The 15,726-nt window shown below is 37.4% G+C and carries 18 protein-coding genes; 16 read left to right on the top strand and 2 right to left on the bottom strand.

What is annotated here, in order from left to right:
• The first annotated feature begins 164 nt into the window (after nt 1-164).
• On the top strand, nt 165-1,019 hold the full coding sequence (locus tag IGI58_RS03240; RefSeq protein ID WP_429954479.1) for a hypothetical protein: 855 nt from the start codon (nt 165-167) through the stop codon (nt 1,017-1,019).
• Between the two features lie 97 nt (nt 1,020-1,116).
• On the opposite strand, the gene IGI58_RS03235 is transcribed toward IGI58_RS03240, so the two are convergent.
• Entirely contained in the window at nt 1,117-2,355 is a 1,239-nt protein-coding gene (locus IGI58_RS03235; protein ID WP_429954480.1) for an aminopeptidase, read from the bottom strand.
• A 254-nt stretch (nt 2,356-2,609) separates the two neighbouring features.
• On the opposite strand from IGI58_RS03235, the gene IGI58_RS03230 reads away from it, so the two are divergent.
• The gene (locus IGI58_RS03230) at nt 2,610-3,182 is read left to right on the top strand and encodes a TetR/AcrR family transcriptional regulator (protein WP_087641079.1); all 573 of its coding nucleotides are present in this window, start codon (nt 2,610-2,612) and stop codon (nt 3,180-3,182) included.
• Nucleotides 3,183-3,234: 52 nt separating this feature from the next.
• Here the strand turns inward: IGI58_RS03230 and IGI58_RS03225 are convergent, their stop codons facing one another.
• Nucleotides 3,235-3,678, bottom strand: coding sequence for a flavodoxin (locus tag IGI58_RS03225; protein WP_087641080.1), 444 nt, complete (start codon nt 3,676-3,678; stop codon nt 3,235-3,237).
• Nucleotides 3,679-4,043: 365 nt separating this feature from the next.
• Here IGI58_RS03225 and map point away from each other — a divergent pair, with 365 nt between their 5' ends.
• The 14 genes from map (at nt 4,044) to IGI58_RS03155 (ending at nt 15,723) form a co-directional block, all read left to right on the top strand.
• The gene (gene map / locus IGI58_RS03220) at nt 4,044-4,808 is read left to right on the top strand and encodes a type I methionyl aminopeptidase (RefSeq protein ID WP_225534164.1); all 765 of its coding nucleotides are present in this window, start codon (nt 4,044-4,046) and stop codon (nt 4,806-4,808) included.
• Nucleotides 4,809-4,833: 25 nt separating this feature from the next.
• The gene (locus IGI58_RS03215; protein ID WP_087641082.1) at nt 4,834-5,748 is read left to right on the top strand and encodes a YihY/virulence factor BrkB family protein; all 915 of its coding nucleotides are present in this window, start codon (nt 4,834-4,836) and stop codon (nt 5,746-5,748) included.
• Nucleotides 5,749-5,880: 132 nt separating this feature from the next.
• Nucleotides 5,881-7,020 (top strand): glycosyltransferase family 4 protein, encoded by a 1,140-nt coding sequence (locus IGI58_RS03210; protein WP_087641083.1) that lies wholly within the window; start codon nt 5,881-5,883, stop codon nt 7,018-7,020.
• A 225-nt stretch (nt 7,021-7,245) separates the two neighbouring features.
• Entirely contained in the window at nt 7,246-8,028 is a 783-nt protein-coding gene (locus tag IGI58_RS03205; protein WP_225534166.1) for a glycosyltransferase family 2 protein, read from the top strand.
• On the top strand, nt 8,028-8,861 hold the full coding sequence (locus IGI58_RS03200; protein ID WP_429954481.1) for a glycosyltransferase: 834 nt from the start codon (nt 8,028-8,030) through the stop codon (nt 8,859-8,861). Before IGI58_RS03205 ends, IGI58_RS03200 begins: the two co-directional genes overlap by 1 nt.
• Entirely contained in the window at nt 8,862-9,575 is a 714-nt protein-coding gene (locus IGI58_RS03195; protein WP_429954482.1) for a glycosyltransferase family 2 protein, read from the top strand.
• Nucleotides 9,576-9,702: 127 nt separating this feature from the next.
• On the top strand, nt 9,703-10,572 hold the full coding sequence (gene rfbA, locus IGI58_RS03190; protein ID WP_087641087.1) for a glucose-1-phosphate thymidylyltransferase RfbA: 870 nt from the start codon (nt 9,703-9,705) through the stop codon (nt 10,570-10,572).
• Between the two features lie 13 nt (nt 10,573-10,585).
• On the top strand, nt 10,586-11,158 hold the full coding sequence (rfbC, locus tag IGI58_RS03185; RefSeq protein WP_429954483.1) for a dTDP-4-dehydrorhamnose 3,5-epimerase: 573 nt from the start codon (nt 10,586-10,588) through the stop codon (nt 11,156-11,158).
• A gap of 24 nt (nt 11,159-11,182) precedes the next feature.
• Entirely contained in the window at nt 11,183-12,211 is a 1,029-nt protein-coding gene (gene rfbB, locus IGI58_RS03180; RefSeq protein WP_225534170.1) for a dTDP-glucose 4,6-dehydratase, read from the top strand.
• Between the two features lie 181 nt (nt 12,212-12,392).
• Nucleotides 12,393-13,235, top strand: a complete 843-nt coding sequence (gene rfbD, locus IGI58_RS03175) for a dTDP-4-dehydrorhamnose reductase (protein WP_225534171.1) — start codon at nt 12,393-12,395, stop codon at nt 13,233-13,235.
• 128 nt (nt 13,236-13,363) lie between these two features.
• Nucleotides 13,364-14,092 carry a glycosyltransferase family 2 protein gene (locus tag IGI58_RS03170; protein ID WP_429954484.1) on the top strand — a complete coding sequence of 243 codons (729 nt, stop codon included), beginning with the start codon at nt 13,364-13,366 and terminating at the stop codon, nt 14,090-14,092.
• Complete coding sequence (locus tag IGI58_RS03165) at nt 14,092-14,433, top strand: DUF2304 domain-containing protein (protein ID WP_225534172.1); 342 nt, start codon at nt 14,092-14,094, stop codon at nt 14,431-14,433. Before IGI58_RS03170 ends, IGI58_RS03165 begins: the two co-directional genes overlap by 1 nt.
• A complete protein-coding gene (locus tag IGI58_RS03160; protein WP_087641093.1) occupies nt 14,433-14,777 on the top strand; it encodes a hypothetical protein in 345 nt (114 codons plus the stop codon). The genes IGI58_RS03165 and IGI58_RS03160 overlap by 1 nt, the downstream gene beginning before the upstream one ends.
• A 151-nt stretch (nt 14,778-14,928) precedes the next feature.
• Nucleotides 14,929-15,723 carry an ABC transporter permease gene (locus tag IGI58_RS03155; protein WP_087641094.1) on the top strand — a complete coding sequence of 265 codons (795 nt, stop codon included), beginning with the start codon at nt 14,929-14,931 and terminating at the stop codon, nt 15,721-15,723.
• The last annotated feature ends 3 nt before the right edge of the window (nt 15,724-15,726 follow it).

Raw genomic sequence — 15,726 nt, 5'->3', positions numbered from 1 at the left:
AAAGATGGATTTGCATATTGTTTACATGCTTATTTTTTTCAGGTTAGTTATCATTATGCATAAAAATAATGCAGAAAATTGATGTATTTCTTTCGAATGACTATTGTAATCTAATGAGTAACTATTATATAATTATGATGTTACAAAGAAAGGAATGTGAGAAAATGAAAAAGGTTCGTTTATTGTTGTTAGGTTTAGTTGGAGCTGCTATTTTTGGTACAACTGCTGCTCATGCCGAAGAAGAAGTCACTATTACACCCTATGGTAATTTTGAAAGTGAGAGCGTTTTAGAGGACTCTGTAGCACCTGATGCGGCACCAGCTATTTCACGTGCTGCTGCAGCGCCGGAAGTTACTTATCGCACTCATGTACAAGATATTGGCTGGCAAGGTTGGAAGAAGAATGCACAGGTTTCTGGAACGTCAGGACAGAAAAAACGTTTAGAAGCCATTCAATTGAAAGTCAATTCTGGTTATACAGGTGATATTCAATACCGTACTCATGTACAAGATATTGGCTGGCAAGCTTGGAAAAAGAATGGTCAAACATCAGGGACATCTGGTCAAAAGAAACGTTTAGAAGCGATTCAAATCAAATTGACAGGTCAATTAGCACAAGTATATGATGTATTTTACCGTGTGCATGCACAAGAATTTGGCTGGATGGGCTGGGAAAAAGGTGGACTTCCTGCTGGAACATCAAGATATTCTTATCGCCTAGAAGCGATCGAAGTCAAACTAGTACCTAAGAAAAATTATGTAACGATCAATACATCAGCGAAAACGTCTTATAGAGAAAATAAAAAATATGCTGGTGAGTTGGATCCTAAAAAATTAGGTGTACCAAATTCATATTTGAAAAATGGATTGAAACTATTTAAAGATACTAAATCAGTTGAAGCATTTGCATTATCAGTATTGAATGATAAAAATCGTAAAGCTGTTTCTTGTGATATTTATCAAATTAGACAAGGCCTGAAAACAATTGGTTACACAGTAGACTTTTACTTCCCGTATTAATATAAAGAAAACCTGTAAAGCGTACATTCGCTTCACAGGTTTTTTAGTATCTATTTGTTCGTAGAAATCATTTCTTTATTAAGAGTTAAATGAATTCTTATGCCCAATCTCCATTACGGAAAATAGGAACTCTTGTACCATCTGTGCGAATACCATCAATGTTCATTTGATCCGAACCGATCATAAAATCAACGTGCGTTTGACTGCGATTTAGTCCTACCTTTTCTAATTCTTCTTCAGTCATTTCAGTACCCCCTTTAACGCTAAAAGCATAGGCAGAACCAAAAGCTAAATGGTTTGAAGCATTTTCGTCAAACAAAGTATTATAAAAAGTAATACCAGATTGAGAAATAGGAGACGGATCAGGAACTAAAGCGACTTCGCCTAACTGACGAGCACCTTCATCTGTGTCGAGCAATGTTTCTAAAACCTCTTGGCCTTGTTCAGCAGAAAAATCAGTGACCTTACCAGCTTTGAACGTAAATGTCATTCCAGAAATAGTCGTTCCGGCATAACTTAATGGTTTGGTACTAGAAACAACGCCATCCACACGGCGACAATCAGGAGCAGTAAAGACTTCTTCTGTCGGCATATTTGCCATGAATTTTTCTCCACGGATATTGTCACTGCCTGCGCCTTCCCATAAATGGTTTTTAGGAAGTCCAATCACTAAATCTGTGCCAGGGGCTGTATAATGCAGTGCATCAAATTGTTCTTCATTCAATTCGGCCGCTTTTGTTGCTAACTTCACGTCATGTGCGTGCCAAGCTGCTACTGGATCTTCTTCATATACGCGAGTTGTTTTGAATATTTCATTCCAAAGAGCATCGACTTGTTGTTCACTATCTGTTAAATCCGGGAAAACCTTCGCTGCCCATTCTTTACCAGCAGCTGCGACAACACTCCAACTGACTTTATTTGCTTGTGTTGCTTTTCTTAAATTCATCAAAGCTTTACCTGAGGCTGCTTGGAAAGAAGCGACACGATCAGTATCCACACCGGATAAAGCATCAGGATCAGCGGAAACAACACTGATTCTGCTAGCGCCTTTGTTGACCCAGTCATCGGTTTGGTCGATTTTATATTGTGGGATATTTTCTAAATATTTTTCATCAGCATGCAGTAAAAATTGACGTTGAACCTGATCGTCCGTCCATTGAACGATCACTTCTCCTGCACCTAATTTGTATGCTTCTTCAATGATCAGTCTAGCTAAGGGTGCTTGATCCACACTGATTTGTAGAACAATGCTTTGTCCTTTTTGAACGTTTACACCTGTTTCAACAATTAAACGAGCATATTTTTTTAACGTTTCCTCAAAATTCGGTAATGTCATAGTGTAACCTCCTAATTTTCATTCATTTGACTGTGAATATCATAACATGGAGAACGTGCGAACTCAAACGATCGAGCATTGATTTTTGTTTATTTAATTATATAAAAAAGGGCTATAAAGGTAGGTACAATCGAATAAATAAAATAATATAAAATAAAGGACTAGTATTTTGCAGAAAACTTAAATCGTGTTACAATAACTATAGTATTTATATGGAAGCGTTGTAAAGGATAGGTAGAGGGGATTGAAGGATTATGGCAAGAAAAAAAACAATTACTAAAGATCAGATTTTAAATGCTGCATACGAAGTAGTGGCCAACGAAGGCTTTTCAAAATTCACCGCACGTAACATTGCAACCCAAATGAAATGCTCAACACAACCTATTTATTTAGAATTTAAAAATATGGATGATTTAAAAGAAGAACTCTTCGAAAAAATCCATCAATATTTAGCAAACGAAGTATTCCCTGTCGCTCACACAGGAAATACGATTGTCGATCTAGCGTTGAATTATATCCACTTTGCTAAAAATGAAAGTAAATTGTATCGCGCGTTATATTTGGAAGAATATGGCGGCGGGAAGAGAATGCAGGAGTTTTCTTATAATTACTTTTCAACGGCAGTCAAACAAGATCCAGATTACGAAAAACTGAATGATACTGAAATCAATTCTTTGCATATGGGCACATGGATCGTTGCAACAGGGATCGCTGCTTTGATGACATCCGGTATTATCCACCCAAGTGACGAACAAATCGAACGCTTGATGCTAGAAGCTATTGAGCAGATTCTTGAACGAGATACACCGATCGATATTGATAATTAAAAAATAGACTGGAAAAAGCATATACAATGCTTTTCCCAGTCTATTTTCTTGATTATTTAACGGCTTCTGCTAATTTTTTAGCAAAGGCTTCTAAGTTTTGGATGTCTTCTTCTTCTGCAGCTAAATCAACTTTTACGTTATCTGCGCCTTTAGTTGCACCGATTTTTGTGAATACTGCGTCAAAATCATCTACAGATTTACAAAAATCATCATAGAAAGTATCTCCAGAACCACAAACACCGTATGTTTTTCCAGAAAGATCGATTTCTTGAAGCTCTTCATAGAAGTCAACGATCTCGTCAGGCAACTCGCCGTCTCCATAAGTGTATGTAGCAACAACACAAATATCTGCATCTTCAAAATCTTCAGGGTCTACCTGAGTACATTCGTTGATTTCAACTTCAATATCTAAGTTTTCGAAAGCTTCTGCGACGATATCAGCGATCTCTTCTGTATTTCCAGTCATACTTGCATAAACAATTTTAGCTAAGGTCATTAGAATTTCCTCCTTCAAGTAATACAATCATGATTATAGCAGAAGAAGGAAGGTCGTGTAAATTACAAAATGAGGCATTTCTAAGAAGTAGCTCATTGAATGAATAAACCTTTGATATCAAGTGATTGTTTATGTTTGTTTAGTATAAATATCGTTTGTGCAGGATTTCAAAACGACTTTTCAGTGAAATTTTCACAAATTATGATAAAATACTCTTAGTATAAAGATTATCTAGCTTGGCTAGCCGGTCTCCAGAAATAGGAAGAGACTAAAATATATCGCTGAACAAAAGCGTTACCTGGCTATTTTTTTATCAGAATTGAGTAAGCCTGATACGCTTTTAAATTTTAGGAGGAAGAGATTGAATGATTACACTAAAATCACCAAGAGAAATTGAAATGATGGATGAATCTGGAGAACTATTGGCAGATGTCCATCGTCATCTACGCACATTTATCAAACCAGGGATCACAAGCTGGGATATCGAAGTTTTTGTTCGTGACTTTATTGAAAGTCACGGCGGGGTTGCTGCCCAAATCGGCTTTGAAGATTATAAATATGCTACCTGCTGTAGTATCAATGATGAAATCTGCCATGGCTTTCCTCGGAAAAAGCCACTGAAAGATGGAGATTTGATCAAAGTGGATATGTGTATCGACCTTAAAGGGGCTGTTTCTGATTCTTGCTGGGCGTATGTCGTAGGTAATTCGACGCCGGAGCTAGATCATTTAATGGAAGTGACAAGAAAAGCATTGTATTTGGGAATCGAGCAGGCAAAAGTAGGGAACCGCATTGGTGATATCGGTCATGCGATCCAAACATATGTTGAAAGTGAAAACTTATCCGTTGTTAGAGATTTTGTAGGTCACGGTGTTGGACCAACGATTCATGAAAGTCCTGTGATCCCTCATTATGGAGAAGCTGGTAAAGGCTTACGTTTGAAAGAAGGTATGGTCATTACGATCGAGCCAATGGTCAATACTGGAACTTGGCGCATGAAAATGGATCCAAACGGCTGGACAGCTTATACGCTGGATGGCGGTCTTAGCTGTCAATTTGAACATACATTAGCAATTACCAAGGAAGGTCCTAAAATTTTGACTTCTCAAGGTGAAGAATTAACATATTAATGAAAAAGAGTAGAGGAGAGTACGCATGAAATTAGTGGACAAAGTAAAAAACAATGAAAACTTAATGCGTTTCATTGAAACGACCCAACGCCGTATGGTTGATTCTGAGATTGGGAATACTTCGGTAGTAGTGGCTTATTATTTACTTTTGTCTCTCTTTCCTCTATTGATAGCGGTAGGAAATATTCTGCCGTATTTACATATTGATCCAAACGATGTGCTTCCTTACATTGCAGAAGCTATACCAGAAACGATTTTCAATGATCTGCAATCTGCGATCAAATCTCTTTTGACTCAAAGATCGGGTAGTTTATTATCTATCTCAGCGTTAACTGCTTTATGGAGTGCGAGTCAAAGTATCAATGCACTACAAATCGCGATGAATAAGGCTTTTGGTGTGGAGCAACGGAAAAACTTCATTATTGTCCGTTTGATGTCCCTATTTGTGATCGTTTTATTGTTGACAGCGGTAGTCGGAGTGGTCGGTGTATTAGGTCTTGGAAAAACGATTTTAGATTTTTTACAGCCGATCTTTCATTTTTCAACAGACTTTATTGATACGTTCCAGACGTTGAAATGGCCGATAACAACACTTGTTTTGATGGTCATCATGTGTTTGATTTATCGCGTAGTGCCAAATGCCCGCTTGAATTTTCGGTCGATCATCCCTGGTGCAGTCTTTTCAACGATTGGCTGGATGCTTTTATCGCAGGTATTTGGATTGTATATTAAATATTTTAGTTCAAAAATTGCCAGTTATCAGATCATCGGAAGCTTTATTATTTTGATGCTGTGGCTGAATTTTGCTGCGACGATCATTATTTTGGGTGGAATCATCAATGCTGTGGTCAAAGAATATACATCTAACGAGCAGATCGAGCATCGTTATGGTGTGATCAATCGATTAATGGATAAAATAAAAGAAAAAATCAAGAAATAGTTTAAATGCATTTGGGTGAGTGACCTTTAACCAGAGAGTCTTCTCTGCCTTGACCGAAACACTTGTTCCAACTTGTAAATGTGAAATGATTCGGTATAATATACGATGTACATTAAGAAAGTAGGTTCCTTCATGTCAATGTTTATTTACGAAATTTTTATCCGTCTTTTTTTGACGTTTATTTTATCCTTGATTGTTACGCCGATCGTTAAGTTATTGGCTTTTAGAATAGGGGCATATGATGCACCAGGGGAAAGAAGAGTAAATACGAAAAATATGCCAACAGCAGGTGGGTTGGGCATTTATTTTGTTTTTTCGTTTTCTTGTCTAGTCTTGTTTCAATCGATCATTCCAACAAATTATATTTGGCCCATCATATTAGGCGCAGGAATTGTTGTAGCTACAGGGCTGATCGACGATATTTATGAATTATCACCAAAGAAAAAAACAGTGGGTGTTCTTTTAGGTGCTTTGGTGGTTTATTTCTTTGTTAAAGATATTCGTATTGAGATGGTTACCTTACCTTTTTTAGGACAAATTGATTTACGCTGGCTGAGTTTACCATTGACTTTATTTTGGATCTTGGCAATTACGAATGCTATCAACTTGATCGATGGATTAGATGGTCTAGCTTCAGGTGTTTCGATCATAAGCTTGACAACGATTGGGGTTATTGGCTATTTTTTCCTTCATGCGAAAACAGTGTATATTCCAATTGTGATCTTTGTTTTAGTTGCAAGTATTGCAGGGTTTTTCCCATATAATTTTTATCCAGCAAAGATCTTTTTAGGAGATACAGGTGCGCTGTTTTTAGGATTTATGATTGCCGTCATGTCTTTGCAGGGATTGAAAAATGCGACATTTATTACAGTGATTACGCCAATGATCATTTTAGGTGTACCAATCACAGACACGGTTTATGCAATTATTCGACGTTTGATGAACAAGCGGCCGATTTCATCTGCAGATAAAATGCACTTGCATCATCGCTTACTTTCTTTAGGATTTACACATAAAGGGGCAGTTATGACTATTTACGGTTTAGCGTTGGTCTTTTCTTTTGTGGCGCTGTTGTTTAGTTATGCTAGTAATTTAGCTTCGATTTTGTTGATCGTGTTCAGTGCGATCGGGTTAGAGCTGTTTATTGAGATGATTGGATTGGTCGGTGAGAATCATCAACCATTGATGTTTATTTTACGTATGTTTGGAAATCGAGAATTTCGCCATCAACAACTTGAAAAGCGGCTAGGCAAACATTCTAAAAAAAAGTAAAAGTGTTTAGAAGAATCTTTGCTGGCATTTTGGGCTATGTTATAATTTAGTCATTAAGTAAAGTAAGAGAGCGGGACAAAACAAATCAAGTTTTGCTCCGCTCTCATAAAATTCAACTAATGTATCAAGAAAATGAGTATCAATGAAAGAATCATCGATTCATTGATACTATCAAACAAAACGTGAAGATCCACTAGACGTTTACTTTTAACGAGGGGCAAAAATATGAATGATAGAATAACGATCTCCATTGTTACTCACAACAGCCGTCATATTTTTGACGTGCTTGATAATTTAAAGAATGAGCTAGGAATAGAGTCGAAATACGATATACATATATTCGATAATGCATCAGAGCAAAACTACATAGAACGTTTAAAAAGCTACGGTTCGTTTATTTCACTTCATTTATCGGAGGAAAATAGTGGATTTGGTCATGGGCATAATCAGGTATTGAAGCAGGTCGACACTAAGTTTGGCGTGATTTTTAATCCGGATGTTTTGATTACAAAAGCTGTTTTGGATAAGCTGGTTCAGCGACTGGAAACGGAAGAAGAGCTTGCAGCCGTTTGTCCCAAAGTATTGAATACAGATGGGACAACACAATATTTGGTTCGCCAAAAGTTAGACGTTTTTGATTATATGCTTCGTTTTGTTCCATTTCAATTTGTCAAAAAAATGTTTGATAAACGTTTGAGTTATTATGAATGCCGTGATTTGCCTGAAGATAAAACGACCTATATCAAGATGGGTTCAGGCTGTCTGATGCTAGTCGATGTAGATAAGTTTAAAGAAATAGGCGGCTTTGATGAACGATTCTTCATGTATTTTGAAGACAATGATTTGTGTATGAGCTTTGGTAAAGCGGGCTATAAAATTTTATATACCCCTTTTGAAACGGTGGTTCATTTATATGAAAAAGGGGCACATAAAAACAAAAAGCTCTTTAAAATCTTTTTACAATCGATGGTTAAATTTTTCAATAAATGGGGTTGGAGGTTTTTCTGATGTCAAATAGTCTGGTCATTGCGATCGTTTTATACCAAACTGAATTTGCACAGACCCCAAGTTATGTCTTGTTAAAAGATGCCCTGCTGACAAAAAAATCAATCCATTTATTTGTTTATGATAATAGTGCTAAAGCACAAGAAGATGTGTTGTTTCATGAACAGAACGTCCATTACTTCCATGATGAAACCAATCCAGGATTAGCTGTTGCTTACAATGCTGCGAAAGATTATTGTACAGAAATTCAAGGAGACTTGTTATTATTATTGGATCAAGACACAACGATCAAGGCTTCTTATATCGAAACACTTCTTGGGCTAAATATTGCCACTGATATCGGTGCATACGTCCCAATCGTTCAATCACATGGCAGACAAATCTCACCTGTGTTGTCAGAACGATATATCGGTCGAGCCTCTACTTTTCCTGAGGCAGGAATGTATACAGAGAAAATCATGAGTATCAATTCCGGTACGGCTCTTCCTATGGAAACATTGCAGCTTTTAAATACATTCAACCTAGAATTTCCGCTGGATTTTTTAGATCATTGGTTATTTTGGCAGCTGCATCGATTGCAGAAAAAGATTTGTGTGCTAGATGAACATGTAGACCACGAGTTGTCTGTATTAGATTATTCAGCTGTAAGTCTTAAACGCTATGAATCGATCATTCAGGCGGAATCACTCTTTTACCAAAAATACGATCATGATAAATTTACTAAACATAAAAAGCATTTATTGCTTAGATCCATCAAACAGTTTCTACGGGTAAAAAATCGAGCGATTTGGCGCCGTACATTTTCAGAATATCGTAAATTGTCGAAAGGAAAATAAATGATCTCAGTTTGTATTGCTACGTATAATGGCGAAAAATATTTGCAGGAACAATTAAATAGTATTTTGGTCCAGCTGTCAGAGGAAGACGAAGTGGTCATTTCTGATGATGGATCGAAAGATGAAACGTGCACTATACTAAAAGAATATGCAGCAAGCGATTCGCGGATCAAATTGTTCAAAGGCCCTGGAAAAGGTGTGATCGCTAATTTTGAATTTGCTATTGAGCAAAGCTGTGGAGAGTACATTTTTTTAGCAGATCAGGATGATGTTTGGCTTCCGGAAAAAGTTCAAACAACGTTGGCATTTTTCGAGAACCAGCCCAAAATCGATTTGGTCATTAGTGATTTGGTCATTGTTGATGAGCGATTGCATACGATCGAGCCCTCTTATTTTACGTACCGCAAGGTCAGACTGGGCTTTTTTCATAATATAGTGAAAAACAAATATATTGGTGCCGGCATGGCTTTTAGAAGCAGATTGAAAGCGAAGGTATTACCGATCCCGGCAGAAGTTCCGATGCATGACATGTGGATCGGTTTGATTGCGGCATATAAGAAAAAAAGTGCTTTGATCACGCAGCCGCTGACTTTATATAGAAGACATGATACGAATGCTAGTGAGATCAATACGAAAGCGAGCTTTTATCAACAGCTGAAATGGCGATCAGCTATCAGTTATGCCTTATTGAAACGCCTTCTGTTCAATATCTAATAAGTCACTATTTTACAGTTTTGTAAAATATCGTTAAAATGAATGACAATTAAAGGTAATAATGCAATAATAACTAGTGATGCGAATGAAAAAGAAATAAAATAAAATAGTAGTAAGGAGTTTTTTCATGAAAGGGATCATCTTAGCTGGAGGAAGTGGAACCAGACTATATCCATTAACGAAAGCCACATCAAAACAACTAATGCCTATCTATGACAAACCAATGATCTATTATCCAATGTCAACACTGATGCTGGCAGGGATCAAAGAAATTTTGATTATTTCAACACCGGATGATACACCGAGATTTGAGAGTCTTTTTGGAGATGGAAAAGATCTAGGGATCCATATCGAGTATGCTGTACAAGAAAGCCCGGATGGACTAGCTCAAGCCTTTATCATCGGAGAAGAATTTATTGGTGATGATAGTGTCTGCTTGGTATTAGGAGATAATATTTATTATGGTGGAGGATTATCCAATATGCTTCAGCGTGCAGCCTCAAAAGAGAGTGGTGCGACTGTCTTTGGTTACCATGTAAATGATCCGGAACGATTTGGTGTTGTGGAATTTGATGGGGATATGCAGGCTCTTTCAATTGAAGAAAAACCAGAAAAACCTAAATCAAGTTATGCTGTTACTGGGCTGTATTTCTATGATAACGATGTGATCGAAATCGCTAAAAATATCAAGCCTTCTGATCGTGGTGAATTAGAAATCACAGATGTGAATAAGGTGTATTTAGAAAAGAATAAATTATCAGTTGAGGTTATGGGGAGAGGTTATGCTTGGCTAGATACCGGTACTCATGAGTCACTGTTAGAAGCATCCACATTCATCGAAACGATCGAAAAACGTCAAAACTTGAAAGTTGCTTGTTTAGAAGAAATTGCTTATAGAATGGGCTACATTTCAAAAGAAGAACTGATCGAATTGGCACAGCCGTTGAAGAAAAATGGTTACGGACAATACTTATTACGTTTAGCAGAAGCAGAGTAGGGGCGAAAGATAAATGAAAGTTATTGATACTAAATTACAAGACGTAAAGATCATTGAAATGGATGTTTTTGGTGATCATCGTGGATTTTTTACTGAGAGCTACTCAAAGGAAAAATTTTTAGCGCAGGGGTTAGACTTTGATTTCGTTCAGGACAATCATTCTCTTTCAACTGAAGCAGGCGTATTGCGTGGACTTCATTTCCAAAAAGGAGACGCTGCTCAAACGAAATTGATCCGTGTGGTAACAGGTGCAGTATTGGACGTTATTGTAGATATTCGTAAAGAAAGCCCGACATACGGTCAATGGGAAGGCTATATTTTATCCGAGCATAACCATCGTCAGTTGTTAGTACCAAAGGGCTATGCCCATGGTTTTGTAACGTTGACGCCGAATGTCAATTTCCTATACAAATGCGATAATTACTATAATGCAGCAGCAGACGGCGGGATCGCTTTCGATGATCCTGATTTGGCGATCGATTGGCCGATCGATATTCAAAAAGCGATTACGTCTGAAAAGGATAAAAATCACCCGACATTAAAAGAATTTGAAGCTGAAAATCCATTTGTCTATGGTGAAATCTAAAAAAGTTTAGGAGAGATCTTAAAAATGAAAAAGATCATTGTTACTGGTGGAGCAGGCTTTATCGGATCAAACTTTGTTCATTATGTAGTGAACAATCATCCGGAAGTGCATGTCACTGTCTTAGATAAATTAACTTATGCAGGAAACGAAAAGAACTTAGAAGGTTTACCAAAGGATCGTGTTGAACTAGTTGTAGGCGATATCGCTGATGCTGAATTAGTCGATCGATTAGTCAAAGAAACAGATGCAGTCGTTCACTATGCAGCAGAATCGCATAATGATAATTCATTGAACGATCCATTTCCGTTCGTCCAAACGAATATCATTGGAACGTACACATTGATTGAAGCGTGTCGTAAACATGATGTTCGTTATCATCATGTTTCAACTGATGAAGTCTATGGTGATCTGCCGTTACGTGAAGATTTACCGGGACATGGAGAAGGAGCGGGAGAGAAATTTACTGCAGAAACACCTTATAATCCATCAAGCCCATATTCATCAACAAAAGCTGGATCTGATCTGTTAGTGAAGGCTTGGGGTCGTTCGTTTGGCTTAAAAGCAACGATTTCGAACTGTTCAAATAATTATGGGCCGTATCAACACATCGAAAAATTCATTCCGCGTCAGATCACAAATATTCTAAGCGGGATCACACCGAAATTATACGGGGCAGGAAAAAATGTTCGAGATTGGATTCATACGAATGATCACTCGTCTGCTGTCTGGGCTATCTTGACTAAAGGCCGTATCGGAGAAACTTATTTGATCGGTGCTGATGGTGAAGAGGACAATAAAACAGTGATCGAAATGATCTTAGAATTGATGGGACAGCCTAAAGATGCTTATGAGCATGTGAATGATCGTGCTGGACACGACTTACGCTACGCGATCGATTCAACAAAACTACGTGAAGAATTAGGCTGGTCACCAGAATTTACGAATTTCCGTGACGGTTTAGCAGACACGATTAAGTGGTATACAGAGAATGAAGACTGGTGGAAAGCAGATAAAGATGCTGTAGAAGCCAACTATGCGAAAAGCGGTCAATAAATCGATATCAATTTTATAGATGTCATGCACCTGATTTTAACCAAGTAAGATTAAAATAGTGACTTATTGAGCGTGGGACAAAACTAAGCATTGGTTTTGCTCCACGCTCTAAATACGAAATGACAAAGGCTGTAAAAGAGAGTACTTTTAAGCAGATCGTTTTTGAAGGAGGAAATTACGAATGATACTTTTAACTGGTGGAAATGGCCAATTGGGAACAGAATTACGCCATCTATTAGATGAACAGGGACTAGAATATGTATCTACAGATTCTAAAGAAATGGATATCACGGATGCAGAACAAACGATGACGTTCATTACTGATCTAAAACCTGAAGTGATCTATCATTGTGCTGCTTATACAGCAGTAGACAAAGCAGAAGATGAAGGCAAGGAACTGGATGAAAAGATCAATGTCGATGGGACTCGCAATGTAGCGCTTGCTGCAAAAAAAGTCGGTGCAACCTTGGTATATGTAAGTACAGATTATGTCTTTGATGGTACTAAAAAAGAAGATACCTATAAGACTGACGATCCAACTAATCCTCAAAACGAGTATGGACGTACAAAACTATTAGGAGAACAAATCGTTCAAGAAATTTTGGAAAGCTACTATATTATCCGGACCTCTTGGGTTTTTGGACAGTATGGACATAACTTTGTTTTTACCATGCAGCGTTTAGCCGAAACGAACAAACAATTGACTGTAGTGGATGATCAATTTGGCCGCCCTACGTGGACAAGAACATTAGCAGAATTTATGACATTTGTTATTAAAGAAAAAGTGCCGTATGGTGTGTATCATTTATCAAATGACAACAGCTGCAGCTGGTATGAATTTGCTAAGGAAATTTTAAAAGACAAAGATGTTGACGTTTTACCTGTAGATTCAAGCAAGTTTCCACAAAAAGCGATTCGTCCTAAATATTCTGTGATGGATCTAAGTAAAACAAAAAATCTAGGTTTTACTATTCCGACTTGGCAAGAAGCCTTAGCGTCAATGTTAGAACAAGTAAAAAAATAGACTGCACACAGGCGATCAAGTAATAGAAGTGAGTATCTGTTTCTATTACTTCTTCTCTTGTTGTAAAATATAGTGTATTCAATAAAGGTGTAAAAAGAAAGTGTATATTACTGGATGGAGGGTTTATCTTGCGGATTCTTTTGATTATTCCTGCGTATAATGAAGAAGAAACGATTTTGAATACGATCTACTCGGTCGAACGATTCAAAGAAGACCACAAAGATAATTATTCTTATACGATCGATTACGTTGTGATCAATGATGGATCGGCGGACAATACGCAAATGATCTTAAATGAACATCAGATCAATTCCGTTCATTTAGTCATGAATCTTGGAATCGGCGGTGCAGTGCAAACCGGTTACCGTTATGCTGAGGAGAATAAGTATGACATTGCTGTTCAATTTGACGGAGATGGACAGCACGACATTCGCAGTTTAGATGCAGTAGTACAGCCGATCATTAAAAAGCAAGCAGACTTTGTGATTGGTTCTCGGTTTTTGCCAAATGAAAAAACGGCTTTTCAAACGACCTTTATGCGTCGTGTAGGAATCAGGATCCTTTCATTTTTGATTTATCTTTCTTCAGGAAAAAAAATCTACGATGTCACATCAGGGTATCGAGCTGGTAATCAAGAAATCATTGCTTATTTTTCGAAGAAATATCCTACGAGCTATCCTGAACCGGAATCGACGGTTCATTTGTTGAAAAAGAAATTTACGATCAAAGAAGTTGCGGCGGATATGAGAGAACGTTCCGGCGGACAATCTTCGATTCGTGCTTTTACATCAGTCCGTTACATGTTTGAAGTTAGTTTGGCGATTCTTGTATCAAGCTTTATGAGGGAGGGAGATTAATGAGTGGCATTTTACGTGTTGAGATGGTTTTGTTCTCATTGATTTTCTTTATTTATATTATTCGTTCCATCAATAAAAATGTTTTTTTATTAAAAAATGCGATCCGCTGGCTGATCATTTCTGTTGGTTTGGTCGTAGTTGCGATATTTCCTGAATTACCAGAGTGGTTCAGCAAGAAGCTGGGATTTGAAACGACATCGAATTTTTTGTTGATCATGGCGATCTTCGTGTTGCTTTTTATTGAAATCAAGAACTCTGCATTGTTGTCCAAGCAGCAAAACCAAATTAAATTATTGACTCAGGAACTATCGATTTTAAAGGATAAAAAGGAGAAAAAATAATGCTACTATTTTTATTATATGTTGTTTTATCCACTTCAGGTCTGATTTTGGTGAAATTAGGATCGCAAGCAACAGCGATCCACTTTACGAATGCTGTTTTTTCCTTCTCAATGTCGTTGACAACGATCATTGGCTTTTTATGTTACATGTTCAGCTTTGTGCTTTGGATGGTCATTGTGAGTAAATCGGAAGTTTCTTACATCGTCCCATTAGGTGTTGCATGTACGAATATTGCTGTTTTATTAGGTTCAAAGCTAATTTTACATGAGCAAGTGACCTTGGGCACCGTAATCGGGACAGCGGTGATCATTGTGGGGATCGTCATCATTCAATTAGCGAAATAGCTGTGCTCAAAAAAAGTACAGGCTGCTTAAATCTTAAGAAAATACTTACATAACTTGAAAAAAGAGTACATATTCTTTAAACTAGTAATGTTATGCAGCTTATTTTTAACGAAGAATATCAAGCAACGGAAATAAGAAAGGAAAAGAGTCAATGATACGAGCGACACTATCGATTTTTAAAAATATCTTTGAGAATAGAAAACTGCTGGTTCAGTTTTCATTTAACGATTTTAAATCAAAATATGCAGGTTCTGCACTGGGGATTGTGTGGGCGTTCATTACACCTCTTGTGACCGTGTTGACATACTGGTTTGTATTTTCACAAATTCGTGCGCGGGGAGCGGACGAATCGTATCCGTTTATCGTTTACTTAGTAACGGGACTGATCCCGTGGTTCTTTTTCTCTGATTCATTATTGTCGGCGACCAATGTGTTTAGAGAGTATAGCTATTTGGTAAAAAAAGTCGTTTTTAATGTACAAATTCTACCAACATCAAAAATTCTATCTAGTTTGTATACCCATCTATTTTTTATCTTGATCGGTTTCGGGATCACTTCATTGAGTGGTATTTTCCCAACATTGAAAGCTTTGCAGTTAATCTATTATTTGTTCTGTCTGATCATTTTTTTAACAGGCGTGACGTGGTTAACGGCTTCAACACAGCCTTTTTTACCAGATATCATGCAGTTTATCAATGTGGCGATGCAAACGATCATGTGGACCTTGCCGATTCTTTGGTCACCAAGCGGTTGGATTGAAAAGCTTTTAAAAATCAATCCTCTGTACTATGTCGTTCAGGGCTATCGAGATTCCTTTACAAACGGTCCCTGGTTCTGGGAACATTGGCAATACGGCTTGTATTTCTGGGGCTTTACGATCATTCTTTTATTAGCAGGTTCAGTTGTATTTAGACGCCTAAAACCGCATTTTTCAGACGTATTATAATCA

Source organism: Enterococcus sp. AZ020 (assembly GCF_050499205.1).
Lineage (GTDB): Bacteria > Bacillota > Bacilli > Lactobacillales > Enterococcaceae > Enterococcus_L > Enterococcus_L dunnyi.
The sequence above is the reverse complement of the archived record's forward strand: the minus strand, read 5'-3'. Positions and strand labels throughout refer to the sequence as shown.